This window comes from Corallococcus sicarius (genome assembly GCF_003611735.1).
Taxonomy (GTDB): domain Bacteria; phylum Myxococcota; class Myxococcia; order Myxococcales; family Myxococcaceae; genus Corallococcus; species Corallococcus sicarius.
In genome coordinates this window covers 1-19196 of sequence record NZ_RAWG01000183.1, presented here as the reverse complement: position 1 = coordinate 19196, position 19196 = coordinate 1, and the positions used below count along the sequence as shown (strand labels likewise).

Sequence of the window (19196 nt, the reverse complement as noted above, 5' to 3'; positions counted from 1 at the left end):
GCCATGGCGCAAGGGATTGCCACCTGGCTGCCTCGGTGCCCCACCTGCCACCGCGCCAACCTCCGACGCTCCCCGCGAAGACTGCTCGCTCTCCCCGTTCATCCATCGGGCCCCTGACGCAGTAGTGGTAGCTGGCCAGCTGGTACTGGGGAAGCCGCTGGAGGATGTCCGGCCGCGTCTTCGACAGCTTGAGGTAGCGCTGCTCCGGGGTATCGGTGAGATGGGAAGCGAGCCGCTCCTGCTGGTCCGCCAGCACCTTCTGCATCGCCATCCGGGAGATGCTCTCGAAGCGAGGGAAGCGTCGATACAGCTCCCCCTCGCGTTGCTCGGTGCCCACCACCACCGTGGTGTCTTCCGCGCAGACCAGGAAGTGATCCGCCGGGGTCTGGGTCATCATGCTCTGAATCGAGAGGACCCAGTCGTCCTCGGTGAAGAACCCGTTGCTCCGCTCTTCACCGTCGACGAGGTAGTACTGGCGGACACAGCCCTGGAGGACGAAGTAGGCCTCGGTGCAGACCTGGCCCGCCATGAGCAGGTGCGTGCCTTTCGGACAGGTCTTCACGACCATGCTGTCCAGGATGGCCTGGGCTTCTTCGTCCGACAGAGGAGCGATGCGGCGGAAGTAGTCGACGAGCTTGTGTTTCATGAGAGCCCCGCGCGACCGGAGAGGGCCCCATCATCCCACCGGTCGGCGGACGTGGCCCGAAAAGAAGAGCCCCTGCACAAAAGGACATGGCGGCCCTCCCCGGTGTGCGCGGGGACGGCCGCCATGGGACTTCTCGGGGAACTACTCGGTTTCGATGGCGATGGTGACGCGTCCGTGGCCGTTCGGCGTGCACGTGCCTTCAAGGGCCTCGGGCTTCGTGCTGGTGTTCAGCGAGCCGCCGCCACCACCGACGCGGCCGCCGCCACCGCCGGAGTAGCCACCGCCGCCACCACCGCCGTAGCAACCGTTGCCCGCGCCGCCACCGCCGTAGCCACCGTGCGCCAGACCGCCGCAGGTCTTCGCGGCGCCGCCCTGGCCGCCCGCGTGGAAGGAGAAGCCTCCCTCGCCGTAGTTGCCGTCCGCCGCGCCGTTGCCGGACCAGCCACCGCCGCCCCCGCCGAAGGACGCCGACCGCGAGCCGCCCTGGCCTGCCGTTCCGCCCGCGACGAACCCGGACGTGTAGGTGGCGCTCACCGAGCCCGCCACGCCGGCCGTGCCCGTGCTGCCATGGCGTCCCTGCACCATCGCGCCCGCGCGAACGCCGCCGCCGCCGCCCGCGATGAGCAGGGGCGAGCCATTGCGGAGCACGAAGGTGCCGCCACCGCCGCCGCCGCTGTACGTGGCCGCGGTCCCCTTCTGGCCGACCAGGACCTGCAACGTGTCACCCTCCTGGAGGTCGAAGGTGCCGCGGAGCTCGGCGCCGCAACCACCCTGGATCTGCTGCGCCTGGGCCTGCGTGGCGCTCGCACCGCTCGCGCCGATGGCGGTGAGCTTGTACGTGCCCGTCGCGGGCACGGACCAGGTCTGGAGCGATGGCGGCCCGGTGGGCCCCTGGTACTCCACGCCACCCACCGTGTTCGTGAACTCCTCCTTCACCGCGCCCACCGTGAAGGGCGAGAAGCCGGTCGTCACGCCGCAGACCTGGATGACGCTCACCGGCGGATCCGAGCTGTAGTCGATGCCGCAGTCCTCCAGGCTCGTGCAGCCGCAAGCCGCCAGGTCGTCCGCACAGTCGATGGCCGCACTGTCCATGCCCGGAGGCGGGGGCAATTCCTCCCACTGGCCCGGAGACGGGGTGTCGTTGAAGTGGAAGAGGCGCAGGAAGAACGCCAGCCCGTTGGCGCCCTTGAACTTCCTGCGGACGCACACCGTCGCCTCGGAGAACCCGGCGGTGGTCTCGATGTCGTAATAGAGCGGGCTGCACTCGATGCCCTCCGCGCTCGCACCGTCGGCGCAGAACAGCTGGATGCCCTTCGGCGGCTCGGGCGCGAGCGGCGTTTCGACCACCGTGGTGACGCCCGGGTCCGTCACCAGCGGGAACTTGACACTCACCTTGAGTTCCTCGGTCTCCACGGGGGTGACGGACACGTCCACGCCCTCAGGCGTCTGGGCCGGGGCCGCGAAGGTGATGCTCTGGTTGGAGAACTGCGTGATGCTGCCGTTGACCGTGGCGAACGCCTGCATGCTGTACGTGCCCGGCTCGGCGACCAGCGTGAAGGAGGACAGGCTCCGGCTGGCGCTGGAGCCATAGCCCCGGACGTAATGGTACGAGCGGAGGGTGTTGTCGCTGTTCAGGACCTGCCGGTTCAAATAGGCGTAGGGGCTGCTGAGAGGGATTTCCGGAGCCTCCGGCGAGGCCTCCTGCACGTCGAAGTACGCCGTGGTCTTGACGAGCGTCACGTTCTCCGCGCCCAGGCTCACCGTCGCGCTCGGAGCGACCGCGACCAACGGAACGCTGCTGTCATTGTAGTAGCTGCGTTGGACGTAGGCGTTGAGCGGGAGCGCCGGATTGGACTGGTCGTTGAGCCTCAGATAGAGGGCGGTCCGCTTCCAGTTCCCCGGGGAGAGCAGGGGCTCGAACCGCCCGTTCTCCAGCGTGTAGTCATAGGCCGTGGTTGAAAGGCCGGGGGCGGGGTCGACGCGCGAGTAGCCCAGTTGGAACGAACTGACATCCGCGTTGGAGTAGAAGCCGCTCACGGTCATCGGGACCTGGCCCGTTCCCTGCGTCTCGATGAAGTCCAGGGTGCTCGTGGTGCCAGCGTTGAGGGTGACGCGAGAGGACTTCGTGGTGGTGGACTGGTTTCCCTGCTGGAAGTGCGTCTGCAGATAGACGTCATACGCGCCAGGTGGCAGGTCGATGGAGTAGGGCGTGTTGGCGGGGAGGTACTTGTTGCCGTAGATGCCACTCGTGGCCCCACCCACGCCCTGGAAGTAGATGTAGTGGTAGGCGACCGCGGCGCTGGGGCTGATGGCCACCTGCCCGGAGAGCTGCCCCGTGTTGGTGAGGTCGATCTGCCAGCTCACGCTCGCGGGGCCCTGGAGCAGATTGACCGTCTGTGAGCTAAGGGAGCGCTGCACCGGGGTTCCGCCCGCGGTGGTCAGATAGACGGTGCCGTACACCGTCACCGCGTCATCGGGGAGCGCCGACACCCAGCTGGAGGCGGAGGCGGGCTGCGGGGTGCTGAAACTCTTGTAGGTCCTTGCGGAGCTGCTCTCCGTCGGAGCGTTCGCGTACGCGTAGAGGTAGTAGCTGGAGAGGGTCCCCCCAACCACGTTGAGCGAGAAGTTCACACGGCTCGCATTGGAATGGTTGAAGTCCACCGTGGTTGGTCCGGCCTGGTTGTCCACCATGACGGGGGTTTGCTGGGTCACCTCCAGGTAGGCCTCCGAGGCGGTCGTGTTGCTGAAGAAGGCCTGGACGGCGGGCCTGTAGGCGTGGCCACTCTCCATGGTCAGCGAGTACGGATTCGCCGTGAACAGCTTCTCCGCCCGGAAGCCATCCTGGGATTGGGCGCTCACCCTGAACCGGGTGACCGTCTCGCTTCCGAAGTTGACCTGACCTTTCATCTCCGCGGGATTGAGGATGACCACATCCGCGACGGCCAGCCCTGACACCACGGCCACGACCGCTGCAAGACACAACGAGAGCCTTCGGCTTGGGATCCGCATCGCTACATTCCTCTCCTTGTCTACGGCTTGCTGAAATCGCGCGCGTCAGAGCTGGACGAGCACGCTCTCCGCGAAGAACGGGGCGTCATGCCCGGGGGTGTCGCCAGGGACGGGCACTTCCAGGGGCAGGCTCCGTGCGCGGTCCAGGCACGACTGGAGTTTGTCGGGCTCCGTGTCCTTCCACAGCCGCTGGAGCTCAGGCGGAGGGATGGAGATCCAGTCCGGCGTGAAGGTCCAGGTGGAGGCACCGGGGCTCCTGGGTCTCGGGGCAAACCCCACCCCCAGCGCCACGGGCTGGCGGGCCTCCTTCGGGCGTGCCGTGCAGGAGTCCATCAACTGCTGCGCGGCGTGCTTCCAGCCCTGGAGCGCCGCCTGTCGCTGGGCCTCGACCTGGGGTGGGAGGGATTGCACCCCCGCCGCCGAGGGCATCCGGCCCGCGGGGGGAACGGAGACGACCTGCTGGGCGGCCTCCAGCCGGCGCTGCAGCGCGGCCTCCGCCTCTCCCTGTTCCGTGGGTCCGGGCACGTCCCGCGAGGGGATGGAGGGGGCGCCGGCCTCCGGGGCACGCATCGGCCCAGGCCGGGCCGTGACGGGCGCGGCGCGAGCCGATGACGACGCCTGGGCCGGGGCCTCCGGGGCGCGGTTCTCCAGGAGGAAGAACGCAACCAGACAGGCGCCCCCCAGGCACACGAAGGCAATGAGTCTGGCACGAAACGGCACGGGCCCTCCCCCCCGGTTGTCTTCACTCGGAGCGAAGTTGGCCGGACGTTGAAATTCCTGTCAACCCAGGTCCGGTCGAAAGCCTGGGGGTGCGGTGCTTCACGACAGGGGAAGGGTGCCTGTCTTTACAGGGACGCCACTTGATTCGGGCTTGGGTGCAACTGCCTGCGGGATGGGCGCGGATTCAGTCGTTGCTGGAGGGGCCGTACCGCTGGCGCTCAGGAACTCGAGCGGCGTAGGTGTCTCTGCGGAAGGGGCCGGACCCTTTTTTTGGGACGGCGACAAGGTGGGTCCCTCTTCAGGAAACGAACGACTTGTTTCCCCTGAGGTCCCGCGATGGGACAGCGGTGGATCATCCCGCAAAAAACCGCAGACCTTCTTCTGGAGTTCCAACCATGCCTTCGGTCTTTCTCAGACATACCGCCCTCGCCGCCCTGATCCTGCTCACCACCCCCGCTTGCGACGATACCCCCTCGGAGACTCCGGACGCGGGGACACAGGTCCCCGATTCGGGGCAGCCGGACGCGGGCTCCGGGTTCATGGCGGGTGGCTCGCTGACGCCGGGGCCGGGCAAGCAGGTGCCCGAGAGCGGGAAACTGGTGGTGCTCTGGTCGGTGAGCAGCAGCTCTCCGGACTACCTCTACAAGTTCGGAGAGGGCACCAGCAGCGGGGCAACCTTCGCACTGCCATTGCCAACTCCCCCCCCGGCCGAGGCGCTCAACCAGGCGGAACTGGGCGTGGGGCTGGTGCTGCTCATGCCCACGAGCTTCTCCCTGGCCGATGGACGCTACGAGGGTGAGGACATCTTCTTCGACGCACTCATCGGGGCGGCGGGGCAGTACGCCATCATCTACAGGGCGAATGCGCAGGTCGTCGCTCCCGGCTGGGTGTCCCTCTTCCCGGTCGGCTACTCCTGCGGGAAGGGCGTGGAGGCTCCGGAGGGCTCCTCGTTCGACACGTTCGAGCCGGTATCGTGCGCCTCCCTCAACATCACCGTGGATGACGCCGCCAACATCGACTTCGTCAACTGGACCTGAGCGAGCCCCGCGCCGGGTGAGCTCGCGCCGGACCTCTCTCCGGCCCGCGCTCCCCACACTCCGGACCCGACAGGCGCCCGCCCGCCTGCTCGCAGCGAATGAAGTCCCGGCCTCCGAAGGAGGGTTTCCCCAGGAGAGGAGGCACGACGATGAGGACTTCGACCTGGGCCGGCGCGCTCGCGGCGCTGTGCATCTCCGGTGGCGCGCTCGCGCACCACGGATGGAGCAGCTACGACAGTGAGCGCACGCTGAAGTTGACGGGCGTCATCCGCGCATCGGGCTACGAGAACCCGCACGGCTACGTCGACCTGGAGGCCCCAGAAGGAAAGTGGCACGTCGTCCTCGCACCGCCTTCCCGGATGGAGAGCCGTGGTCTGCCGGAGAGAGCGCTGAAGGAAGGCGCCACGGTCACCGTCGAGGGCCATCCCCACCGCACCACCCAGGATGAGCTGCGCGCCGAGCGCATCACCGCGGGAGGCAAGACGGTGGAGCTGCGCTGATGTCGAAGCCGGGCGACCCCGGGTGGCTCGGCTGGCTGGAATCGACCTGGCTCGCGGACGTGCTCCGCGGCGCCCCCCTGCTCTATCCCCTGCTCGAAACCGTCCACATCCTCGGCTTCGTCGTCCTCGTGGGCGCGGCCGTGATGTTCGACCTGCGCCTGCTGGGCCTCTCGCGCCGGCTCCCCGTGACGGAGCTCGCCGCGCACCTGCTGCCGTGGGCCCGGCGCGGCCTCGCGGTGGCGGCGGCGTCCGGCGCGCTGCTCTTCCTCACCCAGGCGACGCAGCTGGGCCGCAGTCCTGTCTTCGGCCTCAAGCTCGCATTGCTCGCGCTCGCGGGGCTCAACGCCGCGCTGTTCCACCGGGGGGTCTTCCGCTCGGTCCGGGACTGGGACACGGAAGCCGCGGCACCTCCCGCCGCACGGGGGGCCGCCGTCCTCTCCGTCCTGCTCTGGACGGCGGTCATCACCTGCGGCCGGCTGCTCGCCTATCTCTGAGAGCAGCCCCGGGTAGCCCTCCTCCGTGGGCGAGGGATGGAAGCGCACGCAGGGGCCGAGCCCCGGAGGATGTCTGTCATTGCTCCTGGGGGAAGCGGGCCTGCGCGCAGAAGGCCTACCTGAAGAGCAGGCGATATCTGCCGGCACTTCTCACGGAGCAGGCAAGTATTGCCGCAAATGCATACACGGGAGGCCGTGACCGAAGGCAGGCGTAATCTGCCCTCGGCGGAGCCCCCAGGGGCAGGCGAATTCTGCTCTCTCCCCGAGGAAGACGCGCCTCAGGAATGCCTCAGTCCAGTCACACTGAAGTAACCTGATTAAGTCAGTTGATACGATATTTCGGCTATCGCTCTGACTTCTGGGATGCTATGTGCTGTGCCGAACGGTTGGATGAATCAAGCCACCGGAGCGACCCGTCATGGGTCGTGGCTTCAGAGGGGGAGTGATGGGAAGACTTTGTAGCGGTATGGGGATGCATTCGACGACCGCCTGACGAGCCGCTCCTGGAAGGGCGCTCGGTAGCTCACGCGTTCTCCCTTCCAGCGGGCTCCAAACCATTGCCAGAAAACCGTGGTCGCTCTGGACGTGTCTCCAGGACGGACGGCCATGTGCTCCGCCGTGTCGTGGGCGCCTTGGGGGCGCTCATGCCGCTGGCGCTGACGGACCCGTTTTATCTCGAAGGAAGCAGCCTGCTATGTGCGGATTCATTGGCGTCTACCAGCGTAATCCCGCGTCGTTTGACGACCGGGCCCTCCTCACCGCGCTGACCACCCTCCACCACCGTGGACCCGACGAGCGCAGCCTGTGGCATGACCCCGCCGGCCGCGCCGTGCTGGGGCACGTCCGCCTGAGCATCATCGGCCTGGACAACGGCAAGCAGCCCATCGTCGCGGACCAGGGCGACATCACGCTGGTGGTCAACGGCGAGCTCTACGACCACGAGCGGATCCGCCGCGAGCTGGAGGCGCTCGGCTGCCAGTTCAAGACGGACTCCGACAGTGAGATTGCCCTGCACCTGTACCGCCGCTCCGGCCTGGCCGGGCTCAAGCAGCTGCGCGGTGAGTTCGCCATCCTGCTGTTCGACCGGCAGCGCCGCCTGATGCTGGCCGTGCGCGACCGCATGGGCATCAAGCCCATGTTCTACGCCCAGCACCGGGGCGCCTGGTACTTCGCGTCGGAGATCAAGGCGCTGCTGGCCGCCGGGGTCCCCGCGGAGTGGGACGAGGACGCCTACGCGAGCCGCGCCTTCTATCTGCGCGACCACACGCTCTTCAAGGGCGTGCGCAGCGTGCAGCCGGGGTGCTGGGTGATGGCCGACAGCGGTGGCCTGCACCACGGCCGCTACTGGGACATGGAGTTCGCCCGCCAGGACGCGCCGGATCCCTCCGACGAGCAGGGGATGATTGAAGCCGTCCGCGCCGCGGTGGAGAAGTCCGTGCGCCTGCGCCTGCGCGCCGACGTGCCCATGGGCGTCTACCTGAGCGGCGGCATTGACTCCTCCGCCATGCTGGGCGTGGCCACCCAGCTGTCGGGCCAGCCCCTGGATGCGTTCAACCTGTCCTTCACGGACATGGACGACTACGACGAGAACCGCTTCGCCCGGCTGGCCGCGGAGCACAACGGGGCGCGCTTCCACACCGTGGCCGTGTCCCAGGACGACCTCGCGGACCACTTCGAGCAGGCCCTCTGGCACAACGAGACGCCGTTCTTCAACGCGCACGGCGTGGCCAAGTACATCCTCAGCCAGACGGTGCGCGACGCCGGGATGAAGGTCGTCCTCACCGGCGAGGGCGCCGACGAGGTCTTCGCCGGCTACCCGCACTTCCGCCGCGACATGCTCCTGTACAACCCGGAGCGCCAGGACCCGAAGCTCGTCACCCAGCTGCGCCAGCGCATCCAGGAGAGCGAGAACGGCTACCAGCGGCCGGACATGCCCCAGGACATCCATTGGATGGTGGAGCAGCTCAGCCACGGCGTGTCCTGGCTGGACAACCAGGCCGGTTGGTTCAAGGCGCTGGAGGCCCTCTACCGCAAGGACTTCCGGGAGCGCTTCGAGGGCACGGACCCCTACCGCCAGTTCTACGACCGGTTGGACCACCGCAACCTGGAGGGCCGCGACCCGGTCCACAAGTCCATGTACCTGTGGGCCAAGTCCTACCTGCCCAACTTCGTGCTCACCACGCTGGGCGACCGCATGGAGATGGCCCACAGCATCGAGGGCCGCGTCCCCCTGTTGGATCACCACGTCGTGGAGCTGGCCTGCCAGATGCCCGTCTGGATGAAGGTGCGCGGCTCCACGGAGAAGTACGTCTTCCGCGAGGCGATGAAGTCGTACCTGCCGGATGCCCTCTACAAGCGCAAGAAGCACTACTTCCGCGCGCCCCCGGCCACGCTCCAGCAGAAGGGCCGGCTCTACCAGCTGGTGCGCGACGTGCTGAACGGCAAGGAGCTGGACGCCCTGCCCTTCTTCGACCCGGCCCGCGTGCGCGACCTGCTCAACCGCCTGCCGCAGCTCAGCGCCCATGAGCAGGGCCTGTTGGACCCGATGCTGATGGAGCTGACCAGCCTGTGCCTGTTGCAGAACCGGTACTCGCTGCGCTCCTCCGGCTCGCAGCCCCTGTGGAGTGCCCGCGAGGAGGCCGCGTGAGGGTCGCCATCATCGGCGCGGGCCTCAACGGCCTCGCCTGCGCGGTCATGCTCAAGCGCCTGGGCGTGGACTGCGTCGTCTTCGAGCGTGGCAAGGGACCCCGGGACTCGGGCACGGGCATCTACGTATGGCCGCAGGCCATGCAGGTGCTGCGCTTCGTGCTCAAGGACCGGAAGTTCCTCTCCCGGGGGCAGCCCATCGAGTTCCTGGACACGCACGACAAGCAGGGCCGGCTCATCCACAGCCAGCCGGTGCGCGCGGACGGCCTGGGCCTGCCCGCCCCGGCGATGATGTTCCTGCGCACGGAGCTGTTCCGCCTGCTGTCGGACAGCCTGGAGGAGGACGACATCCACTACGACATGGGCTGTGAGCGGCTGGAGAACGTGGGCGACCAGGTGCGCCTCACCTTCACCAACGGCCACTGCTTCGACTTCGACCTGGCCATTGGCGCGGACGGCGTGTCGTCCACGACGCGCGCGTTCGTCAACCCGGGCCTCGTGCCGCATGACACGGGGCTGGTGGCCAGCCGGGGCGTGGTGGCGTTCGATTCTCCCCTGCTGCACTCCGACCGCTGTCAGATCTTCACGTCCCACCACTCGCGCGTGGTGACGTACCCGCTCAACAAGGCCAGCTCGCTGCGCTACTGGTTCGCCGCCTACCAGCACAAGAACCAGCCCCTGTTGGACAGGCAGGGCCTGCTGGAGCTGTTCGCGCAGCTGCCGGAGGACCTGCTGCGGATGATGGCGCGGACGCCGGAGGAGGACATCCTCACCCACAAGCTCAAGGCGCTCACGGGCGAGGGCCAGTGGTTCCGGGGCCGCGTGGTGATGCTGGGCGACAGCATCCACGCGATGCTGCCCACCCTGGGCTACGGGCTGACGCTGGGGCTGGAGAACGGCTTCATGCTGGCCCAGGCCCTGGTGGGACACTGCGACGAAGGCCTGGAGACGGCGCTCAAGCGCTACGAAATCCGCGCGTCGCGGCGCTCCCGGGAGATGCTCCAGGTGATGAACGACTTCACCCAGCTCTACTACTTCGAACCGGAGGGCGAGGTGTCCCCGGCGCGCCTGTCCCCCATCGTCCAGCGCTTCCAGCACCTGGCGCAGACCACGGTCTTCTAGGGTGGGCACGGACACGATGTCGCAAGCGTTCCGGGAGCAGGTGCGCGCCTTCGTCAACGACCATGTGCGGCCCCACGTGGACGCCTGGGAGCGCGACGGCGAGTACCCGCTGGAGCTCTACCGGCAGGCCGGCAGGGCGGGCCTGCTGGCCCTGGGGCAATCCCCGGAGCAGCTCCCCGACGACCCCCAGGCGCTGGCGGTGCTGGTGGAGGAGCTGACCCTGGGCGGCGCCCAGGGCATCACCATGGGGCTGGCGTCGCACTTCGTCAGCCTCAAGGCGGTGCAGGGCAGCGACGCCCGGGTCGCGGCGAGCGTGGTGCCGGCGGTGCTCAAGGGCGACCAGGGCATCGTCCTCGCGCTGACCGAACCCCAGGCGGGCTCCGACCTGCGCGCCTTCGAGTGCCGGGCGGAGCCGCACGAAGGCGGCCACCGGCTCACCGGGGAGAAGCGCTTCATCTGCAACGGGGGCCGCGCGGACCTGCTGCTGGTGGGCGCGGTCCACGAGGGCGCCCTGGGGCTGTTCCTGGTGGAGGGCTCCGCGCCCGGACTGAGCAGCACGCGGCTTTCGTGCCTGGGCTGGCGGTGCCTGCCGCTCGCCGCGCTGCGCTTCGAAGCGACGCCCGCGCGCCTCCTCATCGCCGGACGCGAGGCGGGGCGGCTGCTCCAGCAGTGCCTGCAACAGGAGCGGCTGAACCTGGCGGTGATGGCGGTGGCGTCCGCGGAGCTGGCGCTGCGCGACACGGTGGCGTACTGCCGCGGGCGCCGGGTGGGCGGCGAGGCGCTGCTGGACAAGTCCGTGCTGCGCCAGCGCCTGGCCGAACGGCACTCCGAATTGAGCGTGGTGCGGGTGTACGTGGAGCAGGCGGTGCGCTGGCAGGCGGAAGGGAAGCTCTCCCCGGCGCAGGCCGCCATCGCCAAGAACTCCGCGGTGGACGTGCTGGAGCGCATCGCGCACGACGCGGTCCAGCTGCAGGGCGCGCACGGCTGCGTCGAGCCGGCGGTCGTGGAGCGCATCTACCGCGACGCGCGGCTGCTCGGCATTGGCGGGGGCGCGCGCGAAGTGATGCTGGAAGTCATCGGACGGGCCTTGTGATGGGAGACACGATGAAGGACCTGAGTGAACACGCCCGGGCGCACTCGCAGGCGCTCCTGGAGCACGCCTACCAGCGCTATTGCGGCCTGCGGCTGATCGAGCAGCGCCCGGGCTTCTGCCAGTGCCGCCTGCGCGTCACGGAGGCCATCGACAACCTGAGCCATACCCTGCACGGCGGGGTCATCTACTCCATGCTCGACGTGGTCAGCATGCTGGCCACCCTGCCCATGCTGGGGCCTGACGAGTACGCGCTCACCAACAGCTTCAACAGCATGATGATGTCCGCCACGCCCCTGGGCGCGGAGGTGCTCTTCGAGGCCCACGTGCTGCGAAGCGGCCGCAACCTCATCTTCACCCAGAGCCAGGCCTGGAAGATTTCGGAGGACGGCCAGCGCACGCAGATCGCCTCCGCGCAGCTGAGCAAGTTCCGCATGCGCGTGGACTGGCAGGATGGCGCGGCCCGCAAGGGCTGACGCCTCTGCGCGTTCTTCACCCGCGCCGGGGCGGTGTGGCGTGACTCCAGCCCGTGTCGCTCGCGAAGCGCCGGGCCAGGAAGTCCACCCAGGCGCGGATCTTCGGGGTGATGGTGCGCCCGGGTGCGTGCACGGCCCAGATGGACAGGTCCGGCAGCGGGTGGTCGTCCAGCACCTCCACCAGCTGCCCGCCGCGCAGCTCCTCCGCCACCGCGAACAGCGGGAACTGCCCGATGCCGGCGTGCCCCAGCACCGCGGTCTTCAGGGCCAGGCTGCTGTTGGCTTGCAGCGGCCCGGACGTCTCCACCAGGGTCTCCTTGCCGTCGGGCCCGCGCAGCTTCCAGGCGGTGCCGGAGGCCAGGTAGGTGTACTGCACGCAGCGGTGCTGCCGCAGGTCTTCGGGCCGGTGGGGCGTGCCGTGGCGGTTCAGGTACGCGGGCGTCGCGCAGATGACGCGGCGGCTGGACGCGAGCTTCCGGGCCACGAGTGACGAGTCCGGCATCTGCGCGATGCGGATGCAGACGTCGAAGCCGTGCTCCACCAGGTCCACCACGCGGTCATCCAACTGGATGTCCAGGTCGATCTCCGGGTAGCGCTCCAGGAACTCCGGCATGGCCGGCACCACCTGCATGAGCCCGAACGTCATCGGAAGGCTCACGCGCAGCCGGCCGCGCGGCTTGCGCCGCAGCAGCAGCACCTCCGCCTTCGCCGCCTCCAGCTCCTCCGTCATGCGCTGACAGCGCGTGGCCAGCGCCTGCCCCTCCGCCGTCGGCGACAGCTTGCGCGTGGTGCGGTGCAGGAGCCGGACGCCCAGCGTGCTCTCCAGCAGCATCACCTGCTTGCTCACCGTCGCCTTCGACAGGCCCAGCCGCCTGGCCGCCACCGTGAAGCTGCCGGTCCGCACCACTTCGGCGAACGTGAAATAGGGTGCGACGTGCTCCATTGGTCACCTCCAGGAAACAATCCTTTTCCCTCCTGCGCGTAGTGTCCAGTCGTCAACCCGCTCTATAGGGAAGTCATGGTTTCCCGAAGGAAGGTCCTCGGGGTGCACGTGGCGCTGCTCTTCGCCACGACGGCCTGCACCCCTCCAGCGAATGAAGTGCCCCGCGCGGAGGCGCCGGGCATGTCGCGGGTGCTGGCCTCCACGGCGCCGGAGCCGTCCTTCCGCCTGGGTGCGCGCAAGGGCCCGCGCCCGGAGACGACCGACGCGCCTCCGGGCACGCCGCTGGCGCACCGGCAGTTGAGCCAGGTGTCCCCTCCGGACATCCAGGAGCGCCTCTTCACCCGGGCCGCGGCCCTGCCGGACGTGACGGTGGCGCCCAGCGGCATCTCCGTGCCGGGCGCCCGCGCGTTCTGGCTGCGGCCGGAGTCCGTGCGAGGGCCCCGGGCGGCGTTCCAGGTGGGCACGGAGTTCGCGCACATCCACCCCGCGGAGGACGGCAGCCTGCACGTGAAGTTCCCGCCGGACCTGGCGCGGCAGGTGTTCCAGCAGGGCTGGGGCATGCCCCATCCGCGCTCCGGGACGCCCATGCTCTACGGACCCCGCGACGCCGAGGAACTGGAGGTCGTGTGGCAACTGCTGCTGCGCTCCTACGCCTGGGCCCATGACGGCCAGGTGGTGGGGGTGACTGTCCAATGACTCAACCTGAACTCAAGAAGAGGCTGAACATGAAGATCCTTGTCACGGGCGCGACGGGCTACATCGGCGGGGCGGTGGTGGATGCGCTCAAGCGCGCGGGCCACCAGGTCGTGGGCCTGGCGCGCTCCGACGATGCGCGCAACAAGCTCACCCAGCGTGGCGTCCAGGCCGTGACGGGGGACCTGGCGGACACCGCCGGGCTGGCCGCCCTGGTGAAGGACCTGGACGCGGTCGTCTGGACCGCGACGACCAACAGCGAGGCGGTGGACGCGCCCGCCGTCGCGGCGGTGCTGGACGCGCTCAAGGGCACGGACAAGACGTTCGTCTACACCAGCGGTGTCTGGGTGCACGGCGACACGCGCGGCAACGTCGTCAACGAAGAGACCCCGCTGAGCGCGGCGGCGCTGGTCGCCTGGCGCCCGGCCGTGGAGCAGCGCACGCTGGGCACGCCGGGCGTGCGCGGCATCGTCATCCGCCCGGGCATCGTCTACGGGAAGGGCGCCGGCATCCCCACCCTGCTCACGTCGTCCGTGAAGGACCACGGCGCCGCCCGCTACATGGGCACGGGTGAGAACCACTGGCCGGTGGTGTTCGTGGAGGACCTGGCGGACCTCTACGTGCGCGCCGTGGAGAAGGCCCCCGCCGGCACGGTGCTGGTCGCGGTGCAGGGCCCGTCCGTGAAGGTGAAGGACGTCGCCGCCGCCGCGAGCGAGGGCGCTGGCGCCGGGGGCAAGACGGTCGCCTGGCCGCTGGAGGAGGCGCGCAAGCAGTTCGGCGCGTTCGCGGACGCCCTGGTCCTGGATCAGCAGTTCTCCGCCCAGCACGCGCAGAAGCTCCTGGGCTGGACGCCCAAGGGCCCCGGCATCATCGACGAGCTGCGCAGCGGTTCCTACGCGCGGCGCTGAAGACAGACGGCTCCCGCCGGCGCGTCGGTGCCTCCAACACCGAAGCGCGGCGGGCCGCCGCCAGGAGCACGGCTTCCGGCGAGCCTGGAGCACCCGACGGCAGCGTGCGGGGTTGGGGCCCCGCGCGAGCCGCTGGCATTGAGTCAATGACACACACGTCTTCCCCGCCATCACATCCGTGGGGCACGGGGGGCGTGTGCGCGGTGAACACAACGAAGCAATTCGAGGGGGCAGTCATGCTGGTAGGCCTGGAAGCAATCGGTGTCGCCGTTCCGGACACGTACGTGGAGTTGGCGGACCTGGCGATGGCGCGTGGGGTCGCGCCGGGCAAGTACGTGGACGGCCTGGGCGTGACGCGCATGGGCGTGCCGCTGGTGGACGAGGACACGGTGACGCTGGCGGCGCGCGCGGCGCGGATGGCGCTGGAGTCGGCCCACTGCTCGCCCGACGACATCGGCCTGCTGGTGGTGGGCACGGAGACGGCGGTGGACCACTCGAAGCCGGTGGCCTCCTACGTCCAGGGCCTGCTGGGCCTGTCCACGCGCTGCCGCATCTTCGAGACGAAGCACGCCTGCTACGGCGGCACCGCCGCGCTCCAGATGGCGCTGGACTGGGTGCGCTCCGGCAGCGCGAAGGGCCGCAAGGCGCTCATCGTGTGCTCGGACATCGCCCGCTACGGCGTGGGCACGCCGGGCGAGCCCACCCAGGGCGCGGGCGCGGTGGCGATGCTGGTGTCGGACCATCCCGCCCTCGTCGTCCTGGAGGCCGGCAAGACGGGCGTCTACTCCAAGGACGTGATGGATTTCTGGCGTCCGCTGTATTCGAAGGACGCGCTGGTGGACGGGCACTATTCGGTCGAGTGCTACCTGGCCGCGCTGGAGGGCGCCTACCGGGCCTACCAGGAGGCCGCGGGGGACGCGGGTGGAGAGGGCGCCTACAGCGACCGCTTCGCCGCGCTCGTCTACCACGTGCCCTACGGGAAGATGTCCCGCAAGGCGCACCGGCACCTGCGCACGCTGGACGGCGACGCCGCGCCGGACGCCAGCTTCGACCGGCTGGTGGGCCACAGCCTGGTGATGCCCTCGCAGGTGGGCAACATCTACACGGGCTCCATGTACCTGGCGCTGGCGAGCCTCCTGTCGTCGGCCCCGGAGGACCTGACGGGCAAGCGCGTGGGCCTGTTCTCCTACGGCAGCGGGTCCTGCGCGGAGTTCTTCAGCGGCGTGGTGCAGGACGGCGCCCAGGCGCGCGTGAAGGCCCTGGGCCTGGAGGCGCGGCTGGCGCGCCGCCGCGCGCTGTCCATCCCTGAGTACGAAGACGTGATGCGCGCCCGGGAGCACCTGGACGAGCGGCCCGCCGCGGACGCCGCCGGTTCAGGCTTCCGCTACCAGGGCACGCGCGACCACAAGCGCATCTACGCGACCTGATCTTTTCCCATTGGAGAGCAACACCATGACGTCGTTCCTCAAGTCCCTCGCCTTCGCCGCCATCCTCGCCGCTCCCTCGCTCGCCGCCGCCACCGAGTATGAGATCCACCCGACGAACTCGTCGGCGCTCTTCTCCGTCAAGCACATGATGGTGTCGAACGTGCGGGGCTCCTTCTCGAAGGTGACCGGCACGGCGAACATCGATGAGAAGGACATCACGAAGTCGTCGGTGGAGGCGGTCATCGACGCTGCGACCGTCAACACGAACGACGCGAAGCGCGACGAGCACCTGCGCGGCAACGAGTTCTTCGACGTCGCGAAGTTCCCGACCCTCACCTTCAAGTCCACCAAGGTGGAGAAGTCCGGTGACGGCCTGAAGCTGATGGGCAACCTCACCATCCACGGCGTGACGAAGCCCGTGGTGCTGGAGGCGGAGGGCTTCACCGTGGAGGCCAAGGACCCGTACGGCAACATCAAGCGGGGCGGCACGGCGACCACGAAGGTCAACCGCAAGGACTTCGGCCTGACGTGGAACGCGGCCCTGGAGACGGGCGGCGTGGCGGTGGGGGAGCAGATCTCCATCACCCTCGAGATTGAACTCGTCAAGAAGCAGCCGAAGGCGCCGGTGAAGTCGGCCACGAGCACCACCCCGTAACACCGCCGTCTTCCGGCGGTCTTCCCCCTTCCCCTCGGAGTTGGTGTCATGGCTCGGAACACCGCGCATCCCCCGGCCAGCCGCCAGGTCGGGCTCGAGAATCGGCGGCGGCAGTGCGCCGCTTGTGGCGGGCAGGCGCCCGCGGACTACCGGGCGCGCCGCAACGTGGTGACGCTGAACGGCGTCGTCGCGCTGAAGGTGCAGGTGCGGGTGTGTCACCGGGAGGGCTGTCCGCTGCGCCTGAAGGCCATCCGCGCGGAGGAGGAGGGGCTGTGGGTCCTGCCGGAGCATGAGTTCGGCCTGGACGTCATCGCGCTCATCGGGGCGCTGCGCTATCAGGAGCAGCGCAGCGTCCCGTCCATCCATGCGGCCCTGCGCTCGCGGGACGTGCCCATCTCCGAGCGCAGCGTCACCAACCTGCTGGCCCGGTACGACGAATTGCTGGCCCTGCGCCTGGGGGACTGTCTCCGGCTCAAGGCGGTGACGCAGAAGCTGGGCCGGGTGGTGCTGTCCATGAGCGCCCTGCGCCCGGAGGTGGGCAACGAGGTGCTGTGGGTGGCGCGGGAGTGTCTGTCTTCCGAGGTGCTGGGGGCCTGGAGCCTGCCGGAGCACCGCGCGGAGGAGCTGGTGCCGCGCTTCCAGGAGCTGGCGCTCGCCCTGGACGTGCCGGTCGTCGGGGTCGTCTCCGACGGGCAGGGGCCGGTGGTCCGCGCGGTGACGGAGTCGCTGCCGGGGGTGCCCCACCAGCTGCGTCCGTCCCACGCGCGCTTCGATGCGGCGCGCCCCCTGCCGGAGCCGGAGTCGGAGTCCGAGGAGGTATTAGCGCTGCCGTCGTGCGAGCCGCGCACGGACGTGCACCCCGGTCCGCCCTCGCCGCCGGAGCGAGAGACGTTCGCCGCGTTGTGTCTGGCCTTCCTCCTGGGCCCGGAGTTGCTCCAGTTCGGCGCGGCGTACGCGCCCGTGGCGCTCTGAGCGTCTGGCTTCCCTTCCCTTCTTTTCACCGCCGCCCTCCACCGTCATGACTCCATTGCTTCGCGCCCTCGGCGCCGCCGCGCTCCTCCTCGCCTCCCCGGCGGCCCTCGCGCAGGGGCCCGCGCCGCGCCCGCCCAACACGCTGCTGTATGAGACGTATGCCTATTCCGGGTCGCTCAACGGGCAGCCCACCACGGTGTTCGCCCCGGCGATCTCCGCCTCCATGGCGCTGTCAGACAGGCTGAGCCTCAGCGCCGCCTGGCTCTTCGCCTATGCCCCATCCCGGGCGGGTGGCCCCACCGCGTTCCAGGCGGGCAACCCCTCCGTGGGCCTGGGCGGCGTGCTGAGCGACGACGGCGCGTTGAAGGTCCGCACGGGTGGAAACCTGGTGCTGCCCTTCACCCTCATCACCGACCCGGACGACTTCGGCTCCGCGCTCCTGCGGCGCGCGGCCACGCTGCGGGGCAACAGCGCCTTCAGCCTGGTGAACCCGGGGCTGCTGGGCCTGACGCCCTGGGTGGACGCGACGCTGAAGACGGGGCGCTTCCGCTTCGGCCTGGACGGGCGCATCCCCATGTCCGCGCAGCTCTCCAAGAAGCGCGGCCAGCGGGTGGACGCGGTCTTCCAGGTCTCCGGCTCCGCGAGCATGGACGTCTCCTCCCATGTCCTGGTGGGTTCCACCTTCCAGGCCATCTACCTGGCGACGGCGGTGGAGGGCGCGGACCCCACCTTCCTCGCGCTCATCCCCCACGCGCGCTTCTACGGTTCGGCGGGCTTCGTGGAGGCCCGGCTGGTGATGAACCTGGATGCGCCGTTGGGCTTCGCCTTCTCCGAAAACGGGGTCTGGGCGGCGGCGCTGGCGCTGGGCACGACCTTCTGATGAGCGCCCCCCTGCCGATAACGTCCTCCTCCCCTGCGGGCTCCCGCCTGCGCCAGTGGGGGGATGCGCCCCTGCTGCTGCTCATCGCCACCGGGATGTTGCTGGGCAGCATGCTGCCCATGTCCCGCGTGGCGCGCGCGGAGGGCTGGTCGCCGCTGGAGTTCGCCTTCTGGCCGGCGCTCGGCAGCGGGCTGGTGCTGGCGTTCGCCGGAAGCCGGAGCGTGACGGGCACCCCGGAGGCGCGGCCCGTGCTGCTCTACAGCCTGATTGCCGGTGTGCTGAGCGTGGCCGTCCCCAACAGCGTGACCTTCATCGTCATGCAGAGCGTGGGCACCAGCGTGACGTCGCTGGTGTACACGCTGCCGCCGCTGTTCACGTATGCCTTTGCCTGGGGGCTGGGCATTGAACGCTACCGGCCGCTGCGGCTGGCCGGCATCGTGGTGGGCCTGGTGGGCGCGGCCATCCTCGTGCTGGGCCGCAACAGCGCGCCCGGCACCGGGTCCTCCTGGTGGCTGGCGCTGGCGCTCTGCACGCCCATCAGCATCGCGGCCGGCAACGTGTACCGGAAGCTGCGCATGCCCAAGGGCGTGCCCGCGAGCCTGCTGGCGGGGGGGATGCTGCTGGGCGGGGCGCTCGCGCTGCTGCCGCTGCTGCTGATGAACGGGGGGCTGCCGCGCCCCGGCCTGGCGGGGTGGAGCGTCATCCTGGCCCAGTGCTGCTTCACCAGCCTGGGCTACCGCGTGTACTTCCATTTCCAGAAGGTCGCGGACCCGGTGTACTTCAGCCAGTTCGGCTACGTCGTGTCCGCGACCGGCGTGCTGTCCGGGTTGCTCTTCTTCAACGAGCACCTGACCCTGCCCATGCTGCTGTCCATCGGCGTCATCCTGGCGGGCATCGCCATGGTGAACGCCCGGAGCACCCAGAGCGCCTGAGCGTCACCGGGCGGCGTTCAGCGCGGGGCCGGGCGGGTGCCCAGAG

The 19196-nt window shown here is 69.5% G+C and carries 18 protein-coding genes; 14 read left to right on the top strand and 4 right to left on the bottom strand.

Features of this window, described 5'->3' with window-relative positions; all coding sequences use genetic code 11:
* From D7X12_RS25310 to D7X12_RS25305, 3 genes are all read right to left on the bottom strand, one after another.
* Positions 1-646 (bottom strand): Crp/Fnr family transcriptional regulator (locus tag D7X12_RS25310; RefSeq protein ID WP_244224763.1); only part of this gene is annotated, 646 nt, incomplete at its 3' end.
* A 141-nt stretch (positions 647-787) separates the two neighbouring features.
* Positions 788-3610 carry an endo-1,C4-beta-glucanase gene (locus D7X12_RS44530; protein WP_158620117.1) on the bottom strand — a complete coding sequence of 941 codons (2823 nt, stop codon included), beginning with the start codon at positions 3608-3610 and terminating at the stop codon, positions 788-790.
* A 90-nt stretch (positions 3611-3700) separates the two neighbouring features.
* Positions 3701-4375: a hypothetical protein gene (locus D7X12_RS25305; RefSeq protein ID WP_120627847.1), complete on the bottom strand. Its 675-nt coding sequence runs from the start codon at positions 4373-4375 to the stop codon at positions 3701-3703.
* Between the two features lie 395 nt (positions 4376-4770).
* Here D7X12_RS25305 and D7X12_RS25300 point away from each other — a divergent pair, with 395 nt between their 5' ends.
* The 7 genes from D7X12_RS25300 (at position 4771) to D7X12_RS25270 (ending at position 11740) form a co-directional block, all read left to right on the top strand.
* Positions 4771-5412, top strand: coding sequence for a hypothetical protein (locus D7X12_RS25300; protein WP_120627846.1), 642 nt, complete (start codon positions 4771-4773; stop codon positions 5410-5412).
* Positions 5413-5561: 149 nt separating this feature from the next.
* Positions 5562-5912 (top strand): DUF6152 family protein, encoded by a 351-nt coding sequence (locus D7X12_RS25295; RefSeq protein ID WP_120627845.1) that lies wholly within the window; start codon positions 5562-5564, stop codon positions 5910-5912.
* The gene (locus tag D7X12_RS25290; RefSeq protein WP_120627844.1) at positions 5912-6406 is read left to right on the top strand and encodes a DUF6644 family protein; all 495 of its coding nucleotides are present in this window, start codon (positions 5912-5914) and stop codon (positions 6404-6406) included. Before D7X12_RS25295 ends, D7X12_RS25290 begins: the two co-directional genes overlap by 1 nt.
* A gap of 694 nt (positions 6407-7100) precedes the next feature.
* The gene (gene asnB / locus D7X12_RS25285; RefSeq protein WP_120627843.1) at positions 7101-9053 is read left to right on the top strand and encodes an asparagine synthase (glutamine-hydrolyzing); all 1953 of its coding nucleotides are present in this window, start codon (positions 7101-7103) and stop codon (positions 9051-9053) included.
* Entirely contained in the window at positions 9050-10174 is a 1125-nt protein-coding gene (locus tag D7X12_RS25280; protein ID WP_120627842.1) for an FAD-dependent monooxygenase, read from the top strand. Before asnB ends, D7X12_RS25280 begins: the two co-directional genes overlap by 4 nt.
* A gap of 16 nt (positions 10175-10190) precedes the next feature.
* Positions 10191-11267: an acyl-CoA dehydrogenase family protein gene (locus D7X12_RS25275; protein ID WP_120627849.1), complete on the top strand. Its 1077-nt coding sequence runs from the start codon at positions 10191-10193 to the stop codon at positions 11265-11267.
* A gap of 11 nt (positions 11268-11278) precedes the next feature.
* Entirely contained in the window at positions 11279-11740 is a 462-nt protein-coding gene (locus tag D7X12_RS25270; RefSeq protein WP_120627850.1) for a PaaI family thioesterase, read from the top strand.
* Positions 11741-11756: 16 nt separating this feature from the next.
* Here D7X12_RS25270 and D7X12_RS25265 read toward each other — a convergent pair whose 3' ends face one another.
* The gene (locus D7X12_RS25265) at positions 11757-12683 is read right to left on the bottom strand and encodes a LysR family transcriptional regulator (RefSeq protein WP_120627841.1); all 927 of its coding nucleotides are present in this window, start codon (positions 12681-12683) and stop codon (positions 11757-11759) included.
* 75 nt (positions 12684-12758) lie between these two features.
* Between D7X12_RS25265 and D7X12_RS25260 the strand changes: the two genes are divergently transcribed.
* The 7 genes from D7X12_RS25260 (at position 12759) to D7X12_RS25230 (ending at position 19150) form a co-directional block, all read left to right on the top strand.
* On the top strand, positions 12759-13379 hold the full coding sequence (locus tag D7X12_RS25260; protein WP_120627840.1) for a luciferase domain-containing protein: 621 nt from the start codon (positions 12759-12761) through the stop codon (positions 13377-13379).
* Positions 13380-13408: 29 nt separating this feature from the next.
* Positions 13409-14284, top strand: coding sequence for an NAD-dependent epimerase/dehydratase family protein (locus D7X12_RS25255; protein ID WP_120627839.1), 876 nt, complete (start codon positions 13409-13411; stop codon positions 14282-14284).
* Between the two features lie 236 nt (positions 14285-14520).
* Positions 14521-15711, top strand: a complete 1191-nt coding sequence (locus tag D7X12_RS25250; RefSeq protein WP_244224762.1) for a hydroxymethylglutaryl-CoA synthase — start codon at positions 14521-14523, stop codon at positions 15709-15711.
* 25 nt (positions 15712-15736) lie between these two features.
* On the top strand, positions 15737-16366 hold the full coding sequence (locus D7X12_RS25245) for a YceI family protein (RefSeq protein ID WP_120627838.1): 630 nt from the start codon (positions 15737-15739) through the stop codon (positions 16364-16366).
* A gap of 48 nt (positions 16367-16414) precedes the next feature.
* On the top strand, positions 16415-17338 hold the full coding sequence (locus tag D7X12_RS25240; RefSeq protein ID WP_120627837.1) for a hypothetical protein: 924 nt from the start codon (positions 16415-16417) through the stop codon (positions 17336-17338).
* Positions 17339-17393: 55 nt separating this feature from the next.
* Entirely contained in the window at positions 17394-18218 is an 825-nt protein-coding gene (locus D7X12_RS25235) for a hypothetical protein (protein WP_120627836.1), read from the top strand.
* Positions 18218-19150, top strand: a complete 933-nt coding sequence (locus D7X12_RS25230) for a DMT family transporter (protein WP_120627835.1) — start codon at positions 18218-18220, stop codon at positions 19148-19150. The genes D7X12_RS25235 and D7X12_RS25230 overlap by 1 nt, the downstream gene beginning before the upstream one ends.
* The last annotated feature ends 46 nt before the right edge of the window (positions 19151-19196 follow it).